Genomic DNA, 18,614 nt, shown 5'->3' with positions numbered 1-18,614 from the left:
CGCGGACCTGTCCGACAGTCGGACAGGTCCGGGCCGCGTCGGCGGCGGCAGGTGCACCGCGGGGATGTTGGGGCTTGGGCCTACTCGCTCGAGCGCATGAGGGCGTCTGGCAGCGGAGGCCCTGTGGGCGTGGGCCGCGGTGGTTCCGCGAGCGCCCCACCGAAGTGGTAGCGGGCCTCCGCGTGGACTCCGAAGGCCCCATCCCCGGCGCTCGCCAGCAGCACGAGGTCGTCATCGGGGCCGCCGCCCTCGGGCAGCCCCAGGGTCCAGGGCACTTCGCGCGTCTCGCCGTCCAGGACGACGGGCGACGTGGGGCCTTCCCGGAGGACTGTTCTCGGCGGCACGCGCAGGGAGACCTGCACGGGCGCGGTGAAGCCCGGGCTCCGGTCCAATCGCGCGACGAGCCGCACCGTGTCCGCGCTGGCGTCCACCACCCTCCAGGAGACGTGCAGCGGCGCGGGGATTCGCGCCGTGGCGGGAAGCACCGTGGACGGTGACCACGGGCTGTCCGTCGCGGTGACGCCTTCCTCCGGGCCCTGCGTGGGCGCGATGGCGCGGGCGGCCGTCGCATCCAGGGGCTGCGCTTTCGCTGGCGTGGCCCGCGAGCCCTGACGCTCGCGCGACTTCAGGCTCCACGCGTCCCTTCCCTCCGCGGGAAGCGCCACCGACCGCGCTGACGCGAGGAGCGTTGGCGAGGACATGGGGCCGGAGTGCTCCTGGGCCCGCGGAGGTGGCTCGGAAGACCGTGGCGGCTTCTTGCGCCGCACGCGCTCCACGCTGGACGCCATGCTCGCGGAGAGTGCACCGACGAGCGCCAGCGCCAGCACGGCCCCTGCCACGCGTCTCCGCATCCAGGGGCGCAGGAGGGACCGCCGGCTTCGCTGCATTGGACGGGGAAGCTTCATGGGCACAGGGGCGCGTGGCTGGGGTACGGGAAGGCGGTGGCGGGTTCGGTGGCCGCGTCCACCAGGGTGCTCGGGAAGCCCCGGCACCTCAGCGCGTCCAGGAAGTCCGCGAGACACGGCGACGGTTTGCCCGTGTCCAGCACGTCCGTGAGCGCGCCCTGCTCATCGCGCTTCCACGTGTGCCGCGTGTAGCCGCGGGCCCAGGGCGACCGGTTCATCGCGGGCGCGGCGAGCGCGTCGTAGAGCGGCTGGCTCGACGGTGTGCCCGCCGCCGTGCGGTAGAGGATGGCGGCCACCTCGTTCTCGTCCACGGTCTGGAGCAGGCCGTCTTCCGCGCGAGGCCGCGTCCAGGGACTGACCGAGGAGGCTCGCGCGGACAGGTCCACCCAGAACATCGTCCCGCCCTGCCGGTCGAAGTAGCGGGGACTGCGGCGCGCGTCCGCGCTGAACCACGTGGCCCAGCCCTCGCTCCAGGCCTGTCCCGGGAGGGTGGGCACGCCCACGTAGTGCGGACCGCCCTCCTCCGGGCTGGTGCCCCGGCTGGCCATCACCCAGTGCCCCAGCTCATGCATCACCATCGCGTCCGACCACCACGCCGCATCCGAGTCCCCCGGCAGCCACACCTGTGACTCCCAGCTCCGGCCCACCGTCGTCACCGGCCAGGGCGCGAAGCACGCGCCGCAGGACCACGTCGTCCCGAAGCCCAGCCACGCGACCACGGACATGCCGTCGCGTCCGTCGTAGCGCTCGCGCATCCGGCGCCACGCCGTGCCCAGCACGTCGAACACCGCGGCCGCGCCGGCGCCCTCGGACTCCGCGAGGTTGAACACGGGCTGTTCGGACAGCTCTCGCGTCGTGCGGGACCAGCTCCAGATGCGGGCCGCGTCCCCCGGCGCCGTCTTCACGGACTGCGCGCCCGGCAGGCCGGGGTCCGCCACGGCGTAGGCCACCGCGCCATCCCGCCCCCGCCCGGCGGCGTAAACGACGACGCGGTCGTCCTCGCCGGGAGAGGCCGACACCGTCAGCGTGAAGCGGCCGGCTTCATCCGTCACCTGCGAGTCCAGCACCTTCGTGCCCTGGAACGACACGATGAGGAATCCACGCGCGGGCACCGGCTCCACGTCCGGCGTCCACGCACGGAACTCCGCATCCGGGAAGCGTCGCGCGTAGCGCACCAAGCCGCTCAACGTGGGCCCGGGCCGTCCACAGAAGCCCCGGCCTGGCGCGGCTTCACAGGCCACGTCACAGGCCCGAGCGGCCCACCGGCCATTCGTGCACACCTGCAACGCGCGCGACTCCGTGCACCGCGAGACGCCGTCGACACACGCCGTGCCCGCGACACAGGCGCCCCCGGGAGATTCGACACAGGTCGTGTCCTCCGCGCAGTCCTCCCGGTGCACGGCACCGCCCTCACAGCGCTCCAGCACCCGGGGCCCCAGGCACCGCGAGGGCGCGGGAAGCTGATCACACGCGAGCGCGGGCCGGGCGGTCTCTTCAGGAAGGGATGTGACACAGGCCGCGCAGGCCGCGCCCTCGCAGTCAGCGGCACAGGGCGTCAGCGCCGCGCCCGAATCGCAGCCCGTGAGCACCCACGCCACGAGCGCCCCGCACCACGCCCAGAACCCACGTCCCACCTGGAGGAAACCTCGTTCGAGCCAGCACCCCACACCGGGGCCGGATGCGGGCGAAAGGACAGCACGCGCGCTCCGACTCCAAGCAGAGCCAGGAGGACGACGGCTCTCCCGCTCGCCCGCCCTGCCAGCCGCGCCGCGGACAGACCTGTTCGACTGTCGGACAGGTTCGGCCGACGAGGCATCAGCCCATAAGTCCACCGTGAGAGACCGGGAGCGGCGGATTCCCGACACGCGTATTCAAGGAGATTGTCGATGAGCGAAGCCCCCAGTCGCCGCAGCTTCTTGTCCACGGTCGCCTTGCTGGGCGTGGGAGCCACGGCCAGCGACGCCCTCGCCGCGGCGCCCAAGCCCCAGAGCAAGTCCAAGCCCGCGGAGGTGAACGCCACCGAGGACCTGATGCGCGAGCACGGCATCATCCGCCGCACGCTCCTGGTGTACGAGGAGATTGCTCGCCGCCTCGGCAGTCCTGACGAGAAGGCTCCCGTGGAGGTGCTCGTCCAGGCCACGCGCCTCATGCGCCGCTTTGGCGAGAACTACCACGAGAAGACGGAGGAGACGGAGGTGTTCCCCCGGCTGGTGAAGGCGGGCCAGCAGCAGGAGCTCGTTCAGGTGCTGCTCGAACAGCACGCCGCCGGGCGCAAGATCACCGAGTCCATCCTCGCCACGACCTCGGGTCGGGACGCCCTCACGAAACCCGAACCCAGGGCCGCGGTCGCGATGCAGCTCACCCAGTTCAGCGACATGTACCGGCCGCACGCCGCGCGCGAGGACACGGTCCTGTTCCCCGCCTTCCGCGACCTCTTCGATGCGAAGCAATTCAAGGAGCTCGGCGAGCGCTTCGAGGAGCAGGAACACAAGCTGCTGGGGAGCCATGGCTTCGAGAACGCGCTCAAGGAGGTGGCTCAATTGGAGCGTGCGCTCGGAATCTTCGAGCTCGCCCGGTTCACGCCTTCGGAGCAGTAGGCTCCGTGCGCGCGAGGAACGCAGCCAGCAGGGCCCGCCGTTCCTCCGCCCCCAGCACCCCATCCAACGCGGGGAACAGGTACGTCTCCTCCCGCAGCGAGTGGTGGTGTTCCAGGTGCTTGAACGTGCTCTCCATGTCGAACACCCGGAGCACCGCGCGGCGGTAGTCCGGGGCGCCCGGGTCCAGCGCGTCCACGGCCTCCTGGCACTTCGTCAGCAACTCCCGCATGCGCTGGTGCTCGCCGGTGAAGAGCTCGGGCGCCGCGCCTCGGATCCGTCCGGCGCGCGGCAGCTCCGGTAGCAGCAGGGCCTCCTCCGCCTCCAGGTGCCGCGTCAGCTCGTCCCGATACCTCGCCAGCCGCTCGCGCGCGGCGGCGAGGTCCATGCCCATCAGCGCCTCCTGGTGCTGGAGGAACAGCTCCTCCAGCTCGCGGTGGAGCGCGCCGAGGCTGACGAAGTCGGTGGGCCCGGACATCCCAGGCCCCTCAGTGCACCTTGTCGTCGCGCACGTGGGCCTCGCGGGCCACGCGCGGACGCGGCGTCACCATGCGGGCCACGCCGGAGTAGAGCTGGTCCTCCGTGTAGACCTTGCGCACGCGGCGGTGCGACGCGCGCGGGTGATAGGCCGGGCCCGGACGCTCCAGCCACTGGAGCACCCGCACCTCGCCCGTGTAGGCCAGGTCCGCGAGCAGCGCCTCCGGGCACAGCTTCAGGTAGCGGCGCACCAGCGGCCGCAGGCGGCGCCCGAACTCCGCGCCCAGCTTCGCGTGGCGCCGGCCCGCGTGCAGCGTGCCGTCGAAGCGCAGCGAGATGTGGAAGAGCTCGTGCATCAGCGTCTCCAGCCGCGACTTCGCGGTGGAGCCCCGGAAGAAGAGCGGCCTGAGCGTGATGCAGTACAGGATGCGGCGGCCCCGGATGCGCACCACCGGCTTGCGCCGCCCCGCCTTGTCGATGCTCTTGCCCCCCTTGAAGCACAGGGGCTTCACCGTGCCTCGCGACGCGCGGCGGGCCTCACCGGCGACGACGAGGATGCGGCCCACCTTCACGTGGCTGAACTCGGGCATGCGCGCGGCGATGTCCCGGATGAGGGAGCGCAGGGTCCGGTTGAAGTTGGGACGTCGGGGAGCCACGGTTGGTGGACAGTCTAGCGGAAATCCCCTTGGGACCAGCGCCTGCCCTCCCCAATATGTCCTTTGTGAATCGCTCGACCTGCCTGCTGGCCCTGGTGTCCGCGCTGTTCGCCCTCAACTCCGGGTGCGCCTCCGCCCCGGTCCGCTCCGGGGGCCCCCCTGCCCTGACGGCCCAGGAGACCGCCGTCGTCTCCCAGGGGCTCACCGACGCCTCCGTGCGCTACACCGGACAAATCACCGGGACCGCCAACGGCGTCGTGGAGCGCGCCGACTACGAGCTCGTCGCCGACGGGAAGGTGGTGAAGACGGGGTCCTCGAAGCTGGGGGTGCCGTTCGCGCCGGGCACGCCCGCGAACTTCTCCATCGAGGAGAAGTCCGCCTACGTGAAGAGCCCCGAGGACCTGGCCCGCCTGAGCGCCCAGGGCGGCACGGTGCTCATCGCGCTGCGCGGCACCCTGGTGGTGCGCACCGACGGCAGCGAGGACACCCTGCCCTTCGCCGCCAGCCGCGCCGTGCGGGTGCCCCGGCTGCCGGAGGTCATCGTGGAGAGCCTGGACGCCGCCCGCTATTCGCCGGAGGAGGTGCAGATGAACCTGCGCCTGGGCGTGCGCAACCCGAACCCCTTCCCGCTGCGGCTGGACTCGCTGACCTACCAGGTCGCCGTCTCGGACCGGCCGCTGGAGGAGGGCACCACCGCCCAGGCGGACACGGTGGATGCGTCCGCCACGGGCGTGTACCCGGTGGAGGTCGCGGTGACGGCCCAGTCCTGGGGCCCGGGCGTCAAGGCGCTCATCTCCAAGGGCGTCCTGCCCTACAGCGTGAAGGGCGAGCTGAAGGGTCCCCTGTTGCAGGTCCCCTACGTCCTCAAGGGTGAAGTGAAGCTCAACGTGTCCCGCTAGACTGGCGCGCACGCGTGCCCATCTACCTGCTGAGTGACGACGAGCCCGAGCTGTTCCCCCCGCCCTCCAAGGCGGACAAGAGCGGCCTGCTCGCGGTGGGCGGCGACCTGCGCCCGGAGCGGCTGGTGGCCGCGTACTCGCAGGGCATCTTCCCCTGGTACAGCGAGGGGCAGCCCATCCTGTGGCACTCGCCCGACCCGCGCTTCGTGCTGGAGCCGGCCAGGATTCACGTGGGGCGTTCGCTGCGCAAGGTGATGAACCGGGGCACGTACACGGTGCGCTACGACACCGCGTTCCCCAAGGTCATCGACGCGTGCTCGCGCGTGCACCGGCCGGGGCAGGACGGCACCTGGATTACGGACGCGATGAAGCAGGCGTACATCCGGCTGCACGAGCTGGGGCTGGCGCACTCGGTGGAGGCGTGGGACGGCGAGGTGCTGGTGGGCGGGCTGTACGGCGTGTCGCTGGGCGCGGCGTACTTCGGGGAGAGCATGTTCGCGCTGGCGCCGGACGCGTCGAAGGTGGCGTTCGCCACGGCGGTGGAGCGCTTCAAGGGCTGGGGCTTCCAGCTCATCGACTGCCAGGTGGAGACGGAGCACCTGGAGCGCTTCGGGGCGGAGTCCTGGCCGCGCAAGCGCTTCCTCGCGGCGCTCGGGCAGGCGCTGCGGGAGCCCACGCGGCGGGGGCCGTGGACGGAGTAGGCTTCCGGGGATGGACATCCACTACACCTGGATTGGTGCTCCTCCGGCGGACCGGAACCGCGACATCAACGGCCCCAAGGCCCTGGCGGCCCGCTGCGCGGGCCAGAGCGTCAAAATCTATTTCTGGTGCCTCGACGCGCAGGTCGCGTCGTACGAGCGGGACTTCGCCGCGCACAAGAACGTCACCGTACGGGGCATGGAGGCGTTCCTGAGGACGGCGGGAGGGAAGGCGTATCGCTGGTACTACTGGTACCAGGAGTCGGACGACTGGGCCGTCGCGGCGATGACGGACATCCTCAATTGGGGTCTGGCGAACGGGACGCCGACTTCGTACCGGGCCTTCGTGAAGGACGCGTGGTCGCTGTTCCTCATGTACACGTGGGGAGGCTACGTGCTGGACGCGGGCGTGGGGCCGCACGGTGCCGGCGCGTTCGCACTGCCTGAGCCCACGGCCTTCATGGCGCCGTCGCTGACGCGGGTGGACGCGCTGATGATGCGCCGCTTCCAGTTCTCCCGGCTCGCGGGTTGGCAGGCGCAGGGTGACGTGACGCTCAACGAGATGCGCGCGGACGAGGTCTGCGCGGCGATGCACTACGGCGCCGCGGACGACGGTGGCACGGAGATGTGCCCGCAGCTGGAGGTGTGGATGCTGGCCAGCCCGCGCTACTCCAAGGGCGCCTGGGCGGCGCTGAAGCAGTACTGCGTGGTCTGGAAGGAGATGCAACAGAACAACGAACTGGTGACCGCGGAGGCGCCGCAGGTGTTCCGCTACCTCATCGCCGGCTCCGTCTACAACGGCGTGACGCGCACGCAGAAGGGCGGCGTCCAGGCACCGCACGATTCATTCTGGTACTGCACGGACAACCAGGACGGCACGGTGGACGTGTCGGACTTGAAGCTGCGCAAGACGTATCACGGGTCCAGCGCGCACTAAGCGGGCTGGAGTCCCAGGGGAAGCTCCGGGAAGGCTTCCGTCCAGACCTTCCGGATCGCCTCCACCACCTGGGGCCCGGTGGCGATCTGCTCCCGGCTGATCTACCGGGCGTATGGCTCGTTGAGCACCGGGTAGAAGATGGGCTGCTCCGGCAGACGCGGTGGAAACCGCCGCATGCCCGAGCGGTAGATCAACAGCAACTCTTGAAGCCCGACGGGACGATAAAGGCGCATGGCGAATCTTGCGATGGGTGACGTCACTTCACGAGCAGCGTGGGGGCTCGGAAAGAAACCACCCGCTCTGCTGGGTAGATCTGCAGGTCTTCCACGGGGAGAGCCTCTTCCCCGGCAACCAGCAACCGTGCACCGAGCCGGGCGATTTGAGCCTCCATGTCGTCCAGAAGGGACAGCACCTGCTCGTTCACCAGCTCCTCGAATTCAGCGAAGAGCGACACGATGCTCGGTGCAGCGCCGTTGAGGTCGACCTCTCCCGACCAACGGCCGCCTTTCGCTGACACACGCACCCTGCCGATGAGGTTGCCTTGTGCATCGACCAACTGCCCTTCGAGGCTGGAGCTTGCCATCACGGGCCTCTCTCCTTCCGGAGCGCTTCACGCGAAAAGCCCCTGGATGCTGTTAGCAGCGTACAAGGGCTTATGAACCCACTGTCTCCTTCACGTTGACAGGTCCCGAAGTCGCAGCAGTTCGTGAGCGCAATGGAGACCTGCCGAGGTGCGCGAGAATGGAGCGAGGCAGGAACAGGGAGTTCGTCGAGAAGTACGTTTAGACCAGGGGGTGCGGTCGAAGAGATGTACGCCTGCCACCGAACACCGTTGCTTTCACGGGCGTCGTGGAGTGGCACGACGTTCGAGGGATGAGGTGCCGCTCATGAGCGTCTCCGGAGATACGTCGCGCGGGGAACGACCGCATCCTCCGGCGCGAGCTGAGCGTACAACTCGTGGAGTTTGGCCCGCAGCAGCTCCTTGGACGGCAGGAATGTCTGGTACTCGGCGACGAGCGTGGGCGCCGTCGTCCGCGCGAGCGCGTACTCGACGACCTCGTCGTCCTTCGTCGCGCAGAGGAGTACGCCTATCGAGGGCCGCTCGTGGAGCTTCTTCACGTCGCGGTCAAGCGCCTCGACGTAGAACGAGAGCTGACCGAGATCGGCGGGCTTGAACTTGTCGACCTTCAGCTCGAAGGCGACGAGGCACTGAATACCTCGGTGGAAGAACACGAGGTCGATCGCGAAGTCCTGGCTACCGACCTGCACCGGGTACTGCGAGCCGACGAAACAGAAGTCGCGCCCCAACTCGGTGAGGAAGCGGCCGAGGTTCCGGAGAAGCGCATCGTGGAGGTCGGCCTCGGAGTGTTCGGCGGCGAGGCCGAGAAACTCAATGCTGTAGGCGTTCTTGAACTCGTCGATTGCCGTCGGGTGCGTTTGTCTCGCCGTTGGCGAGACTTTCTTCGTGGAACGCGCCTCGCGAAGGACGGCGCCCGTTCGGATCTGCCGTTCGAGCTCCCGCTTGGGCCAGCGCTCCTTGATGGCGGCGAGGATGTAGAACTCGCGTGTCTCGACGGGCCTGGCCTGACTGAGGATGATGAGGTGATGCGTCCACGGCAATTGTCTCACCAGCGGTGAGACTTTTCAGTTCGACCGGTATGCCTCGTAGAACTGGCGCATCCGAAAGAGGTTCGGGCGCGTGTAGCCCCGGACACCCGGGTAGCGCCTCGCGAGATCGGCGGCGAGCTCCTAGACGATGCTGTCGCCCCACTCGGCGGTGGCGATCTTCCGGCTGATGTACTCGCCCAGCTCCCAGTAGTGGGCCACCAGCTCCGTGTTCACCGCCTGGTGCGCGCGTCGTCGGGCCGCCTCGATGAGCGCGATGATTTCGGCGAACCGCATGTCTCCGCCGTCGACGATCGCCCGCTTTGCTCGAGGCACGGCGAGCGCCGTCGCCTTGGTCGCGGCGGACTTCGTGCGCGTGAGGCGCTTCTTCGCGGAGGACTTCTTCATCCGAGGACAGGGGCCTTGGCTTCACAGCCTGAGCGCGGCTACTTCCTGCACGGAGACAGCGAGCGCTTCGCGTGGATGAGGTCCTCTTCCGTCGGACTCCCGTAGCGCACGGCCTTCGGCGCGGCCTTCAGCTTCTGGTAGTCGTACGCGTAGAGCACGCCCATCTCCCGGCTCAGGATGTAGCGCGGGCCGCTGAAGTCCCAGAGGCCCCCGAAGAGCTGCCCTCCCGGCTTGAGCGGCGTCAGCGCCGTGCCCTGCGGCGTGCGCACGAACAACATGGACAGGTCTTCCGAGGTCCAGTTGCACGGGTTGCTGCCGTTCTTGTGCAGATAGGACACCGTCAAATCGAACGCGCCCTCGCCCTCGTCGCCCGTCACGCCGAAGTACTCCCACAGCCGCGCGCACTCCGGCGACGCGCAGTCCTGCGGCGGGATGTGCTCCGCGTAGTCCGGCGGAATGCCGTCCGTCTCCTTGCCCGTCAGGCTCCGGTTGGGCCGGCGCAGCACGCAGCCCGTGGGCTCCTCCTTCTGCCGGAGCGCGATGGGCGTGCCCGCGAGCCGCCCGGGCGGCAGCACCTCGCACTCCGTCGCCAGCTCCGCCATCAGGTACGTCTGGCGGTCTTCATCCGTGCCCATCCGCACCGCCCAGTACGCGATGGGCGTGCCCTTGCAGGCCTTCGACTTCTCCTTGCCGAACACCCAGATGGGCGCCTTCGTGGTGTCCAGCGCGCCCAGCTTCTTCGCCTGGTCCATGGGCACCGGCTTCACCCCGGAGCGGCTTCGCGCCCCCGCCTGGAAGAACTTGTCCTTCGAGGACGGGATGATGGCCTGGTGCACCAGCCACCCCAGCCGGTCGATGCCCACCTGCCCCATGGGCGTCATCGGCAGGAACTCCGGCTTCGCCGGGCAGCCCCGGTCCGGCTCCGGCATGTCAATCACCACCGCCGAGCCGTCATCCACCTGCGCCCACGCGGCCCCCGGCCCCACCGTCAGCGCCAACACCAGCGCGAACCCCGCGCGCTTCACTCCGTTCGTCATTCCGTCGGACCTCCACCCACGGTCATACCGCAAGCGGATGCCCTCCGGCGTGCCCCAAGCTCAGCGCGGCTTCTTCGGAGCCGCCTTGCGCTTCACCGGCGGCGGCGCCGGCGGCACCCCGGCGTCCACTGGCACGTCCGACACCGTGGCATCCAGCGCCTCCTGCGTCGCGGCGTCGGCCGGCTTCGGCTGTGGCGCCTCCACCTCCGTGCGGTCCTCCAGCGGCACGCGGCCCACCGCGCGGTTGAACAGCTCCCACAGCGCCTTGCGGTGCCCCTCGCGGTCCGTCTTCCCGGACAGCACCAGCCCCGCGCCGCTGTAGCGCACCGTCAGCCCCGGCGGCATCCCCGCCGCGAAGTCCTCCAGCTGCGCCTGCAGCTGCGGCACCGCGAACGTCAGGTCCAGCTCCTTCGCCAGGTACGCGTGCGTCTTGAAGAACGCGCGCAGCGCCAGCCGGCACGCGTTGTCGTTCACCGTCGCCGTCAGGCTCCGCTCCACGCCCTCCGTGGCCTTCAGGTCCGGACACGCCTTCTTCGCCGCCGCGAGCTGGGCGGCGGTGTTCTGCAGCTCGATGGGGCCCACCATCACCCGCCACACCGCGAAGCGCCCCTCCGCGTACAGCAGCACCCGCGCGATGCCCTCGGTGTGGGGCGTCAGCAGGAGCTCGCCGCTCTGGGACAGCGCCTCCGCCGTCACCACGTTGGGCGCGTCGGACTCCGCCCAGTCCACCGCGGTGAGCTTCTGGAAGGTCTCCCTGCCGGGCTCCAGCGTCAGCGCCTGGTCCACCGGCCAGGCCCAGGCCGACGAGGGCGCCGAGAGCGCACCCAGCAGTCCGCCAATGACGTACATCCGACGTCCCCGCATGGTGCCTCCCGCCAGGGTGGTATGCCCCTCTAGCACGGGTTAAGAACCTTCCCCTATGCCTACCTGGACCCTCTGGGTCGCCTGCCTGGCCCTCTGCTTCATGAGGTCCCTGGTCGCCGCCGCGGAGTCCGCGCTCTACGGGACGTCCGAACTGCGCGCCCAGGAGCTCGCGGAAGAGAGCAGGAGCGTCGCCGCCCGCCGGGTGCTCCGTCACAAGACGGACCGTGAACCCGCCGCCACCGCCCTGCGCCTGGGCATGGTGCTGTCCGGCTTCCTCGCCGCCGCCATTGGCGCCTTCGTCCCGCCGCGCCTCCTGGACTTCAGCCAATACGCCGAGGCCGCCTGGGTGCCCATCGCCACGGTGTGCGCGGGGGCCCTCTTCGTGGGCGTGCTCGCCAGCCTCATCGAGGTGACGCTGCGCGGTCTGGCCAACGGCAACCCGGAGCGCTGGGCCCTGCGTCTGTCGGGGCTCGTGTCCCTGCTGGTGGCCGTGCTCTACCCGCCCATGCGCCTGATGCTGGGCCTGCTCAACCTGGGCGCCCGCACCATGGGCCGGACCCTGCGCTTCGAGCCGCCCCCTCCGCCCCTGGAGGAGCTGGAGAAGCTGCTCGCCGCGCAGGCCGCGCGCAACGAGGTGGACAAGAGCGCCCCGCAGCTCATCCGCTCCATCTTCGAGCTGTCCGACAAGCGCTGCCGCGACGTGATGGTCAACCGCACGGACGTCGTCTCCGTGGACGTCACCACGCCGCCGGACGAGGTGCTGCGCATCCTGGCGGAGGAGAACCACTCGCGCATCCCCGTCTACAAGGATGACGTGGACCACATCGTCGGCGTGCTGCACGCGCGCGACCTCATCCCGCTGCTCCAGCACCCGGAGCTCATCGTCCTGCAGGACATCATCCGCCCCGCCCACTTCGTGCCGTGGATGAAGCCCGTGGGCGACCTCTTGCGCGACATGCAGAAGCGGAAGATCCACATGGCCATGGTCGTCGACGAGTACGGCGGCTTCATGGGCGTCGTCACCCTGGAGGACATCCTCCGCGAAATCGTGGGCGACATCGGCGACGAGTTCGAGGTGGAGGAGAAGCTCGTCGAGAAGCTGGCCGACGGCAGCTCGCTGGTGGACGCCGCCATGGAGGTGGATCAGTTCACCAAGCTCTTCGGCTTCCCGCTGCCGGAGGGCGACTTCGACACGCTGGGCGGCTACCTGTCCTCGCTCGCGGGCCACCTGCCGGACGTGGGCGAGCGCTTCACCTACAACGGCTGGCAGTTCGTCGTGGCAACCAAGGAGGGCGCCCGCATCGACCGCGTGCGGATGTCCCGCCTCAAGAGCACCGCCCCCGGCGCCGGGGATGGCCAGGCAGGCCCGCCGCGCCCCACCGCCGACTCCGGCTCGGCTCCAGACGCGAAGGGCTGAGGCCTTCAGGGCGCCGGGCTGGACTCCCCGCCCGGCAGCCACGCGATGTCCAGCGAGCGCGCGTCCTGGAAGGGCGCGCGCCGCTCGGAGCCTCCGAAGCGCAGCACCACGCCCCCCTGCACCCGCACCCCGTGCGAGCCGCCCTCCGGACGGCCACCGCCGCGCGCCACGGCCAGCGGGAAGCGGACCTCCAGGGGAACTTCGCCGTCGCCATCCACGGGCACGCCCAGCACCTGCTCACCGGTGGCCAGGCGCCGCCCGTCCACGCGCAGGTCGAAGTCCACGCGGACGAGCGTGGCCGCGTCCGAGGACGGGTTCTTCACCTGGAGCTTCAGCGTGAGCGCCCCGGAGCCCTCCCGCGTGAACGTCACGTCCACCGCCTCCACCCGCACCGCCTCGTCGTAGGCGCGCGGGCGGAAGGGCACCGCGCCCAGGCAGCCGGTCAGGCCCAGCGACAAGCCCAGCCCGAGCACCGCCCGCCGCGAGCGCATCAGCCGCCCAGCAGAGGCTGCAGCGCCTCCACCGTCAGGGGCCAGCCCGCGCGGCGCGCCAGCACCTCCAGCGCCTTGATGAACTCCGCCGCGGTCTGGAAGCGGCGGGCCCGGTCCGCGAACAGCGCCTTGCGCGCCACCCGCGCCGCGTAGTCCGGCAGGTCCGGCGCCAGCGAGGACAGCAGCGGCACGCGCGCGTCGCGCACCTGGTGCATCAGCTGCGCCTCGTTGTCGCCGTTGAAGAGGCGGCGGCCCGCCCACAACTCCCAGAGGATGACCCCCACCGCGTACAGGTCCGTGCGCGCGTCCACCGCCTGCCCCAGCACCTGCTCCGGGCTCATGTACGGCAGCGTGCCGCGCAGCGCGCCGGAGTCGCCGCGCATCATCCCCTCCACCTCCGCCACGCCGAAGTCGGTGAGCTTCACGTCGCCCTGGACGCCCAGCAGCACGTTGGCGGGGTTCACGTCGCGGTGGACGATGGTGGCGCCGTTCTCCCCCACCTTGGCGCGGTGGATGTAGTCCAGCGCCTTGAGCACGCACCACGCGATGTAACAGGCGGACTCCGGAGGCATCGCGGCGCCGGCCTTGATCAACAGCTCCTGCATGTAGCCCAGCGTCCGGCCGCTCACGAGCTCCTGCACCATGAGGTAGTCCGGCCCGGCGCGGAACAGCCGGAACGTCCGCACGATGTGCGCGTTGCGCAGGCGCACCGTCAGCTTCGCCTCGTCGACGAAGGCCTTCACATACGCGGGGTCGTTGCGGAAGGACGGGTGCAGCCGCTTGATGACCACTTCCTCGGGCTCGCCCGGGGAACGCTGGGTCGTCTCACGGGCACGCGCCTGATACACCTCGGCCATGCCACCGACCGCCAGCCGGCCGACCACTTCATAGCCACCCAGGTCCGGAGCTTCCGCCACGGCCGCAACTTTAGCGCGGATCCACCAGGGGCCCCACTATTCATCCACCAGGGAGCGGAAGAGGGCTTCGTATTTCCGGGCGGACGCGGTCCAGGAGAAGTCCTTCCCCATGCCCCGCACCCGGAAGTCCCCCAGCCGCCCGGGGTCCGCGTACAGGGAGAGCGCCCGGCGGATGGCCGCCAGGAGCGCCGAGCGGTGGAAGGCCTCGAAGAGGATGCCGTTGCCGTCCAGCCCGCCCTCCACCGTGTCCACCAGCCCGCCCGTGGCCCGGACGATGGGCACCGTGCCGTAGCGCAGTGAATACATCTGGTTCAACCCACATGGCTCGTAGCGGCTGGGCATGAGGAAGAAGTCCGACCCGGCCTCCACCAGATGTGACAATTCCGGGTTGAACCCGATGTGCACGCCCACCTGTTTCGGATAGCGCGCCTGCAACGCCCGCAGCCCCTCCTCCAGCGCGGGGTCGCCGTTGCCCACCGCCACGAACCTCAGGTCCGCCTGGAGCGCCGAGGGCAGCGTCTCCAGGAGCAGGTCCACGCCCTTCTGCCACGCCAGCCGGCTGACGATGCCGAACACCGGCGCGTTGCCCTCCGTGGGCAGGCCGAAGCGCTCCAGCAGCGCGCGCTTGCATACGGCCTTGCCCGTCATGTCCTCCGGGTCGTAGCGCGCCGGCAGGAAGAAGTCCGTCCGGGGGTTCCACTCGTGCGCGTCGATGCCGTTGATGATGCCGGTGAGCGCGTGCGAGCGGCGGCGCAGCAGGCCATCCAGCCCGTAGCCCTGCTCCGGCGTCTGGATTTCACGCGCGTACGTGGGCGACACGGTGGTGAGCGCCTCGGAGTAGACGAGCCCCGCCTTGAGGAAGTTGACGTGGTCGTAGAACTCCACGCCCTCCGGCGTGAAGAGGTCCCACGGCAGCCCCAGGTCCTCCATGGTGTGCTTGGGGAACTGCCCCTGGTAGGCCAGGTTGTGGATGGTGAAGACGCACTTCGCGCGGGCGAGCGGCGTGCCCTGGAAGCCGCGGCGCAGGGCCACGGGGACCAGGCCCGTCTGCCAGTCGTGCAGGTGGATGATGTCCGGGAAGAAGCGCAGGCGCTGCGCGGCCTGGAGCGCGCCCACGCACAGGTAGGCGAAGCGGCGGGGGTTGTCCGCGAACTCACCGCCCGCGGTGCCATAGAACCCCTTGCGGCCGCCGTAGAAGGCCTCGTTCTCCAGGAAGAGGACCTCCAGCCGTTCGGAGAGGCGCGCGGACAGGATGGGGCCGCCCGTCTCACCGAAGGGGAAGCGCAGCACCAGGGACTGTCCCGTGGGCAGCAGCTGTCCGGTATTGCGCACGTCCTGGTAGCGGGGCGTGACGATCTTCACGTCGTGTCCCAGCCCGGCCAGCGCCGTGGGCAGGGCCCCGGCCACGTCGCCCAGTCCCCCCGTCTTCGAGAAGGGGGTGACCTCCGAGGCGATGAAGAGGATCTTCATGAGACCTGCCATTGCGTGCGAGTCCCGACAGGGAGTCAACCGCGAACGTGCGCGGGGAGGCGCGGTTTCCTATGGTGCGCCGCGTGACGACGATCCCTCCCGACCCCATCCAGCGCTTCGCGGACCTCTTCGCCCAGGCGAAGGCCGCAATCCCCGTGGACCCCAACGCCATGGTGGTGGCCTCCGTGGACGACCAGGGCCGCCCCAGCTCGCGCGTGGTCCTGCTCAAGGACTTCGATGCGCGCGGCTTCGTCTTCTTCACCAACTTCCACAGCCGCAAGGGGCAGCAGCTCCGGGCGCACCCGTACGCGGCGCTGTGCTTCTTCTGGCAGCCCCTGGAGCAGCAGGTGCGCATCGAGGGCCGCGTGGAACAGGTGAGCGACGCGGAAGCCGACGCGTACTTCCAGAGCCGCGCGCGCGGCAGCCAGATTGGCGCGTGGGCCAGCCTCCAGAGCGAGGAGCTGCCCTCGCGAGAGCTCCTGGCACAGCGCGTGGCGGAGGTGGAGGCGCGCTTCCAGGGGCGCGCGGTGGAGCGCCCGCCGCACTGGAGCGGCTTCCGCGTGGTGCCGGACCGCATCGAGTTCTGGCACGCGCGCCCCAGCCGGTTGCACGAGCGCAACGTGTACCTGCGTGACGGCGCGGGCTGGAAGACGCAGCTGCTCTTCCCGTGAAGCAGGGGCTCAGGGCACGCGGTGCTCGCGGAAGGTGACGCGCAGCGTGTACGTGCCCGCCTTGGCCTCCACGCGCACGAAGTCCCGCGCGTGCGGCGTCTGCTGCGTGAGCGTGCCGCCCGTGGCCTGCTTCTCCCAGGCCACCAGCGCCAGGTCGTCCACCGCCGTCACGCCCTCGCCGGACTTCGGGGGCGCGGTGTTGAGCGTCAGGTCCAGCGCCCAGGGCGCGTTCCACAGGTCCGGCTTCAGCGGATCCGCGGGGAAGTGCAGGTCCTCCGCCACCAGCGTCCAGTCGTAGGTGCCGCCGTCGTGGCGCAGCAGCGTCTGCTCGCCGAAGAGGGTGTACGACTCCACGGGCAGGTACTGCACCTTCGCAAAGAACGCACCGCCGCCCTGCCCCTTCAGCCACGCCACCGCCGTGAGGTCGCGGTTGGGCGGCCCTTCCGCGAAGCCCGGCGGACGGAAGCGGTTGACCAGCTTCACCGCCGCGCCGCGTGAGTCGCTGGCCGCTCTCCGCTGACAGAGCGCCGCGGCGCCCCGGTGCGGCCCGTCCTGGCACACGTAGCCGGCGTTCGGGCCCACGCTCCAGCGGGCCGCCTCGTTGGCGTCGTCGTCCACGTCGTGGTCCTCGAAGTCGCCGTGCAACAGCACGTCGCGCCCGGCCTTGAGCTTCACGCCCGTCACGTCCGCGCCCGTGAGCGTCGCCACCGCCACGGACTCCCCTTCGTGGCGCAGGGGCCGCAGGTCCACCGTGGCGCGGCCGCTTCCATCCACCGTCACCGGCACGTCCACGGTGCGCTCGCTCACGGACGCGTGTCTGTCTTCAGGGAGCAATTCGCCCCAGGAGGACTGGGGCACCAGCTCCACGGCGCCCTCGCGGGACAGCTCCGCCAGGTTGCGCAGGAAGCTGTCCGCCAGGTCGCCCGCGACGGGCCGGGGGCGGTAGTCCTCGATGTAGACGGGCACCGCGCGGGCGCGGTCCACGCGCGCGCCCGTGGCCTCCACCTCCGCCATCAGGCCCACCATCGTCTCCATGCGGTCCTGGTCGAAGGCGAAGTTGCCCAGCGACTGCGCCATCAGCACGCCTTCGTGGCGCGCGAAGCCCTGCGGGATGTGCGGGTGGTGCGCGATGACGAGCCCCGCGCCCGCGTCCACCAGGTCGCGCATCCGCTGCGCCGTCGGGGTGGAGGGCCGGACGCTGTACTCGACGCCGGTGTGCAGCACCGCCACCGGCACGCGCCCCTGTGCCTTCTCCGCGCCCAGCAGCGCGGACACCCGCGCCATGTTCCGCGCGTCCGCCGCGCCGCCCTGGTTCGGGCCCGCGACGTACTGCTGTTCGTGCGCGCTGCCGGTGATGGAGCACATGGACACGAGGCTGTAGTTCGCCCCCGAGAGCGACACCTGCGCCGGTACGAAGGCCTCGTTCTCGTTCTGCCCCGCGCCGCTGTAGGCCATCCCCGTCGCGGCCACGTGCGAGAGCGTGTCCGCCAGCCCCGGCGCCAGGTAGTCGTAGACGTGGTTGTTGCCCAGGCTCACGTAGTCCACGCCCAGCCATGGCAGCGCGGGCAGCGAGCCGGGCAGCGTGAAGAACGCATAGGCCTTCTCGTCATGCGGCGTCGCCGGGTGGTCCGTCACCGGCGTCTCCAGGTTCACGGCGCGGAAGTCCGCCGCCTGGAAGTAGGGCCGCACGTGCGCGAAGACAGCCTTCGTGCCCGGCAGCGGCTCCGACACGCGGATGAGCGCCGCAGGGTTGTCCCGGGGAAGCTGGTTGCGCGGCGTGGCGTCGTCTGGATCCAGGAAGCGCCGGCCCAGCGACACGTCACCCGCGAAGAGCATCCGCACGCCGTCCTTCGGCGACAGGCGCACCGGCGGCAGCGTCACGCGCGTCTCCGTGAGGCTCTTGCGCAGCTCCACCGCGACCACCGCCGGACGGAAGCCCTCCGCCTCCACCGTGAGCAGCCGGTTGTGCCGGGGCAACACGGGGAAGCGGAAGTGGCCGCTCGCATCCGTGCGCGCCTGAGCGTCCCCCACCTTCACCACGGCATTCGCTACCGGCCTGCCTACCGTCGAGACCAGTGAGCCCTCCAGCGCGATGCCGGTGCAGGCGTAGTCGTGGCGGGCCGCGCGCTCGGACTCGGGCACGGAGGCGTCCGCCGCGGGCTCCGGCGCGCAGGCCGTCAGCACCGGTGGCACCTCCTCTTGCGGGGGCGGCTCCTCCGCCGTCTCGTCGGGAGGCGGAGCCTCGTCCGGTGGGGGCCCGGGCGGCGGAGACGTTTGCTCTTCGGGTGGAGGGGCCGGCGGCGTCACGGGCGTCACCGGAACGTCGTCCGGCGTCACTGCGCCCTGCTTCGGCGTGGACGCGCCCGGACCACACGCCACGAGACACGCCGCCACCCACGCCGTGGGCCCCCACCGCCGCCACGCCATTCCACCCCTCCCCCGCGCACGTCCCCGCGACGAGATGGGGATGAAGGCAGGCAGGCGCCAGCACGGGCCTCACACCCCGGGGCTGCCTGCCTGCTCCCAGGAGCAGGCGGGTGTTCATCCGAGGACAGTGACCCTGTCCCC

The 18,614-nt window shown here is 70.6% G+C and carries 19 protein-coding genes and 1 pseudogene; 6 read left to right on the top strand and 14 right to left on the bottom strand.

Translation table 11 applies throughout. From position 1 onward, the window contains the following. Window positions 1-80 precede the first annotated feature (80 nt). Both KYK13_RS05895 and KYK13_RS05890 read right to left on the bottom strand, forming a co-directional pair. A complete protein-coding gene (locus KYK13_RS05895; protein ID WP_223642625.1) occupies window positions 81-839 on the bottom strand; it encodes a hypothetical protein in 759 nt (252 codons plus the stop codon). A gap of 62 nt (window positions 840-901) precedes the next feature. After that, window positions 902-2,539 carry a hypothetical protein gene (locus tag KYK13_RS05890; RefSeq protein WP_223642624.1) on the bottom strand — a complete coding sequence of 546 codons (1,638 nt, stop codon included), beginning with the start codon at window positions 2,537-2,539 and terminating at the stop codon, window positions 902-904. 252 nt (window positions 2,540-2,791) lie between these two features. Here KYK13_RS05890 and KYK13_RS05885 point away from each other — a divergent pair, with 252 nt between their 5' ends. Beyond that, window positions 2,792-3,502 (top strand): hemerythrin domain-containing protein, encoded by a 711-nt coding sequence (locus KYK13_RS05885; protein ID WP_223642623.1) that lies wholly within the window; start codon window positions 2,792-2,794, stop codon window positions 3,500-3,502. Here KYK13_RS05885 and KYK13_RS05880 read toward each other — a convergent pair. Beyond that, complete coding sequence (locus tag KYK13_RS05880) at window positions 3,483-3,977, bottom strand: hemerythrin domain-containing protein (RefSeq protein WP_223642622.1); 495 nt, start codon at window positions 3,975-3,977, stop codon at window positions 3,483-3,485. The two genes, KYK13_RS05885 and KYK13_RS05880, sit on opposite strands and share 20 nt — an antisense overlap. A 10-nt stretch (window positions 3,978-3,987) precedes the next feature. Next, window positions 3,988-4,632: a hypothetical protein gene (locus KYK13_RS05875; protein WP_223642621.1), complete on the bottom strand. Its 645-nt coding sequence runs from the start codon at window positions 4,630-4,632 to the stop codon at window positions 3,988-3,990. Between the two features lie 56 nt (window positions 4,633-4,688). On the opposite strand from KYK13_RS05875, the gene KYK13_RS05870 reads away from it, so the two are divergent. From KYK13_RS05870 to KYK13_RS05860, 3 genes are read left to right on the top strand one after another with little or no spacing between them, the layout of a single operon-like run. Continuing rightward, complete coding sequence (locus KYK13_RS05870) at window positions 4,689-5,531, top strand: LEA type 2 family protein (protein ID WP_223642620.1); 843 nt, start codon at window positions 4,689-4,691, stop codon at window positions 5,529-5,531. Between the two features lie 14 nt (window positions 5,532-5,545). Next, entirely contained in the window at window positions 5,546-6,232 is a 687-nt protein-coding gene (gene aat / locus KYK13_RS05865) for a leucyl/phenylalanyl-tRNA--protein transferase (RefSeq protein ID WP_223642618.1), read from the top strand. A gap of 10 nt (window positions 6,233-6,242) precedes the next feature. Further along, on the top strand, window positions 6,243-7,166 hold the full coding sequence (locus tag KYK13_RS05860) for a hypothetical protein (protein ID WP_223642617.1): 924 nt from the start codon (window positions 6,243-6,245) through the stop codon (window positions 7,164-7,166). 101 nt (window positions 7,167-7,267) lie between these two features. On the opposite strand, the gene KYK13_RS38800 is transcribed toward KYK13_RS05860, so the two are convergent. The 6 genes and pseudogenes from KYK13_RS38800 to KYK13_RS05835 form a co-directional block, all read right to left on the bottom strand. Further along, window positions 7,268-7,399 (bottom strand): hypothetical protein, encoded by a 132-nt coding sequence (locus tag KYK13_RS38800; RefSeq protein WP_255654221.1) that lies wholly within the window; start codon window positions 7,397-7,399, stop codon window positions 7,268-7,270. Between the two features lie 23 nt (window positions 7,400-7,422). Next, the gene (locus tag KYK13_RS05855; RefSeq protein ID WP_223642616.1) at window positions 7,423-7,749 is read right to left on the bottom strand and encodes a hypothetical protein; all 327 of its coding nucleotides are present in this window, start codon (window positions 7,747-7,749) and stop codon (window positions 7,423-7,425) included. A 302-nt stretch (window positions 7,750-8,051) separates the two neighbouring features. Continuing rightward, complete coding sequence (locus KYK13_RS05850) at window positions 8,052-8,588, bottom strand: PDDEXK nuclease domain-containing protein (protein WP_223646536.1); 537 nt, start codon at window positions 8,586-8,588, stop codon at window positions 8,052-8,054. Window positions 8,589-8,672: 84 nt separating this feature from the next. Continuing rightward, window positions 8,673-9,068 (bottom strand): annotated as a pseudogene (locus KYK13_RS05845) (DUF1016 N-terminal domain-containing protein); the annotation flags it as partial. A 149-nt stretch (window positions 9,069-9,217) separates the two neighbouring features. Continuing rightward, window positions 9,218-10,216 carry a hypothetical protein gene (locus tag KYK13_RS05840; RefSeq protein ID WP_223642615.1) on the bottom strand — a complete coding sequence of 333 codons (999 nt, stop codon included), beginning with the start codon at window positions 10,214-10,216 and terminating at the stop codon, window positions 9,218-9,220. A gap of 60 nt (window positions 10,217-10,276) precedes the next feature. Continuing rightward, window positions 10,277-11,080 carry a hypothetical protein gene (locus KYK13_RS05835; RefSeq protein WP_223642614.1) on the bottom strand — a complete coding sequence of 268 codons (804 nt, stop codon included), beginning with the start codon at window positions 11,078-11,080 and terminating at the stop codon, window positions 10,277-10,279. Window positions 11,081-11,135: 55 nt separating this feature from the next. Between KYK13_RS05835 and KYK13_RS05830 the strand changes: the two genes are divergently transcribed. Next, window positions 11,136-12,497 (top strand): hemolysin family protein, encoded by a 1,362-nt coding sequence (locus KYK13_RS05830; protein ID WP_223642613.1) that lies wholly within the window; start codon window positions 11,136-11,138, stop codon window positions 12,495-12,497. Between the two features lie 5 nt (window positions 12,498-12,502). Here KYK13_RS05830 and KYK13_RS05825 read toward each other — a convergent pair whose 3' ends face one another. The 3 genes from KYK13_RS05825 to glgA are packed head-to-tail and all read right to left on the bottom strand — an operon-like array spanning window position 12,503 to window position 15,375. Continuing rightward, on the bottom strand, window positions 12,503-12,988 hold the full coding sequence (locus tag KYK13_RS05825; protein ID WP_223642612.1) for an LEA type 2 family protein: 486 nt from the start codon (window positions 12,986-12,988) through the stop codon (window positions 12,503-12,505). Then, window positions 12,988-13,905: a serine/threonine-protein kinase gene (locus tag KYK13_RS05820; protein WP_223642610.1), complete on the bottom strand. Its 918-nt coding sequence runs from the start codon at window positions 13,903-13,905 to the stop codon at window positions 12,988-12,990. Before KYK13_RS05820 ends, KYK13_RS05825 begins: the two co-directional genes overlap by 1 nt. A gap of 36 nt (window positions 13,906-13,941) precedes the next feature. Next, the gene (glgA, locus tag KYK13_RS05815) at window positions 13,942-15,375 is read right to left on the bottom strand and encodes a glycogen synthase GlgA (protein ID WP_223642608.1); all 1,434 of its coding nucleotides are present in this window, start codon (window positions 15,373-15,375) and stop codon (window positions 13,942-13,944) included. A gap of 71 nt (window positions 15,376-15,446) precedes the next feature. On the opposite strand from glgA, the gene pdxH reads away from it, so the two are divergent. Beyond that, the gene (pdxH, locus tag KYK13_RS05810; RefSeq protein WP_223642606.1) at window positions 15,447-16,046 is read left to right on the top strand and encodes a pyridoxamine 5'-phosphate oxidase; all 600 of its coding nucleotides are present in this window, start codon (window positions 15,447-15,449) and stop codon (window positions 16,044-16,046) included. Window positions 16,047-16,055: 9 nt separating this feature from the next. On the opposite strand, the gene KYK13_RS05805 is transcribed toward pdxH, so the two are convergent. Then, entirely contained in the window at window positions 16,056-18,473 is a 2,418-nt protein-coding gene (locus tag KYK13_RS05805; protein WP_223642605.1) for a CapA family protein, read from the bottom strand. Window positions 18,474-18,614: the final 141 nt, after the last annotated feature.

It is taken from the genome of Corallococcus sp. EGB (assembly GCF_019968905.1).
Lineage (GTDB): Bacteria > Myxococcota > Myxococcia > Myxococcales > Myxococcaceae > Corallococcus.
The sequence above is the reverse complement of the archived record's forward strand: the minus strand, read 5'-3'. Positions and strand labels throughout refer to the sequence as shown.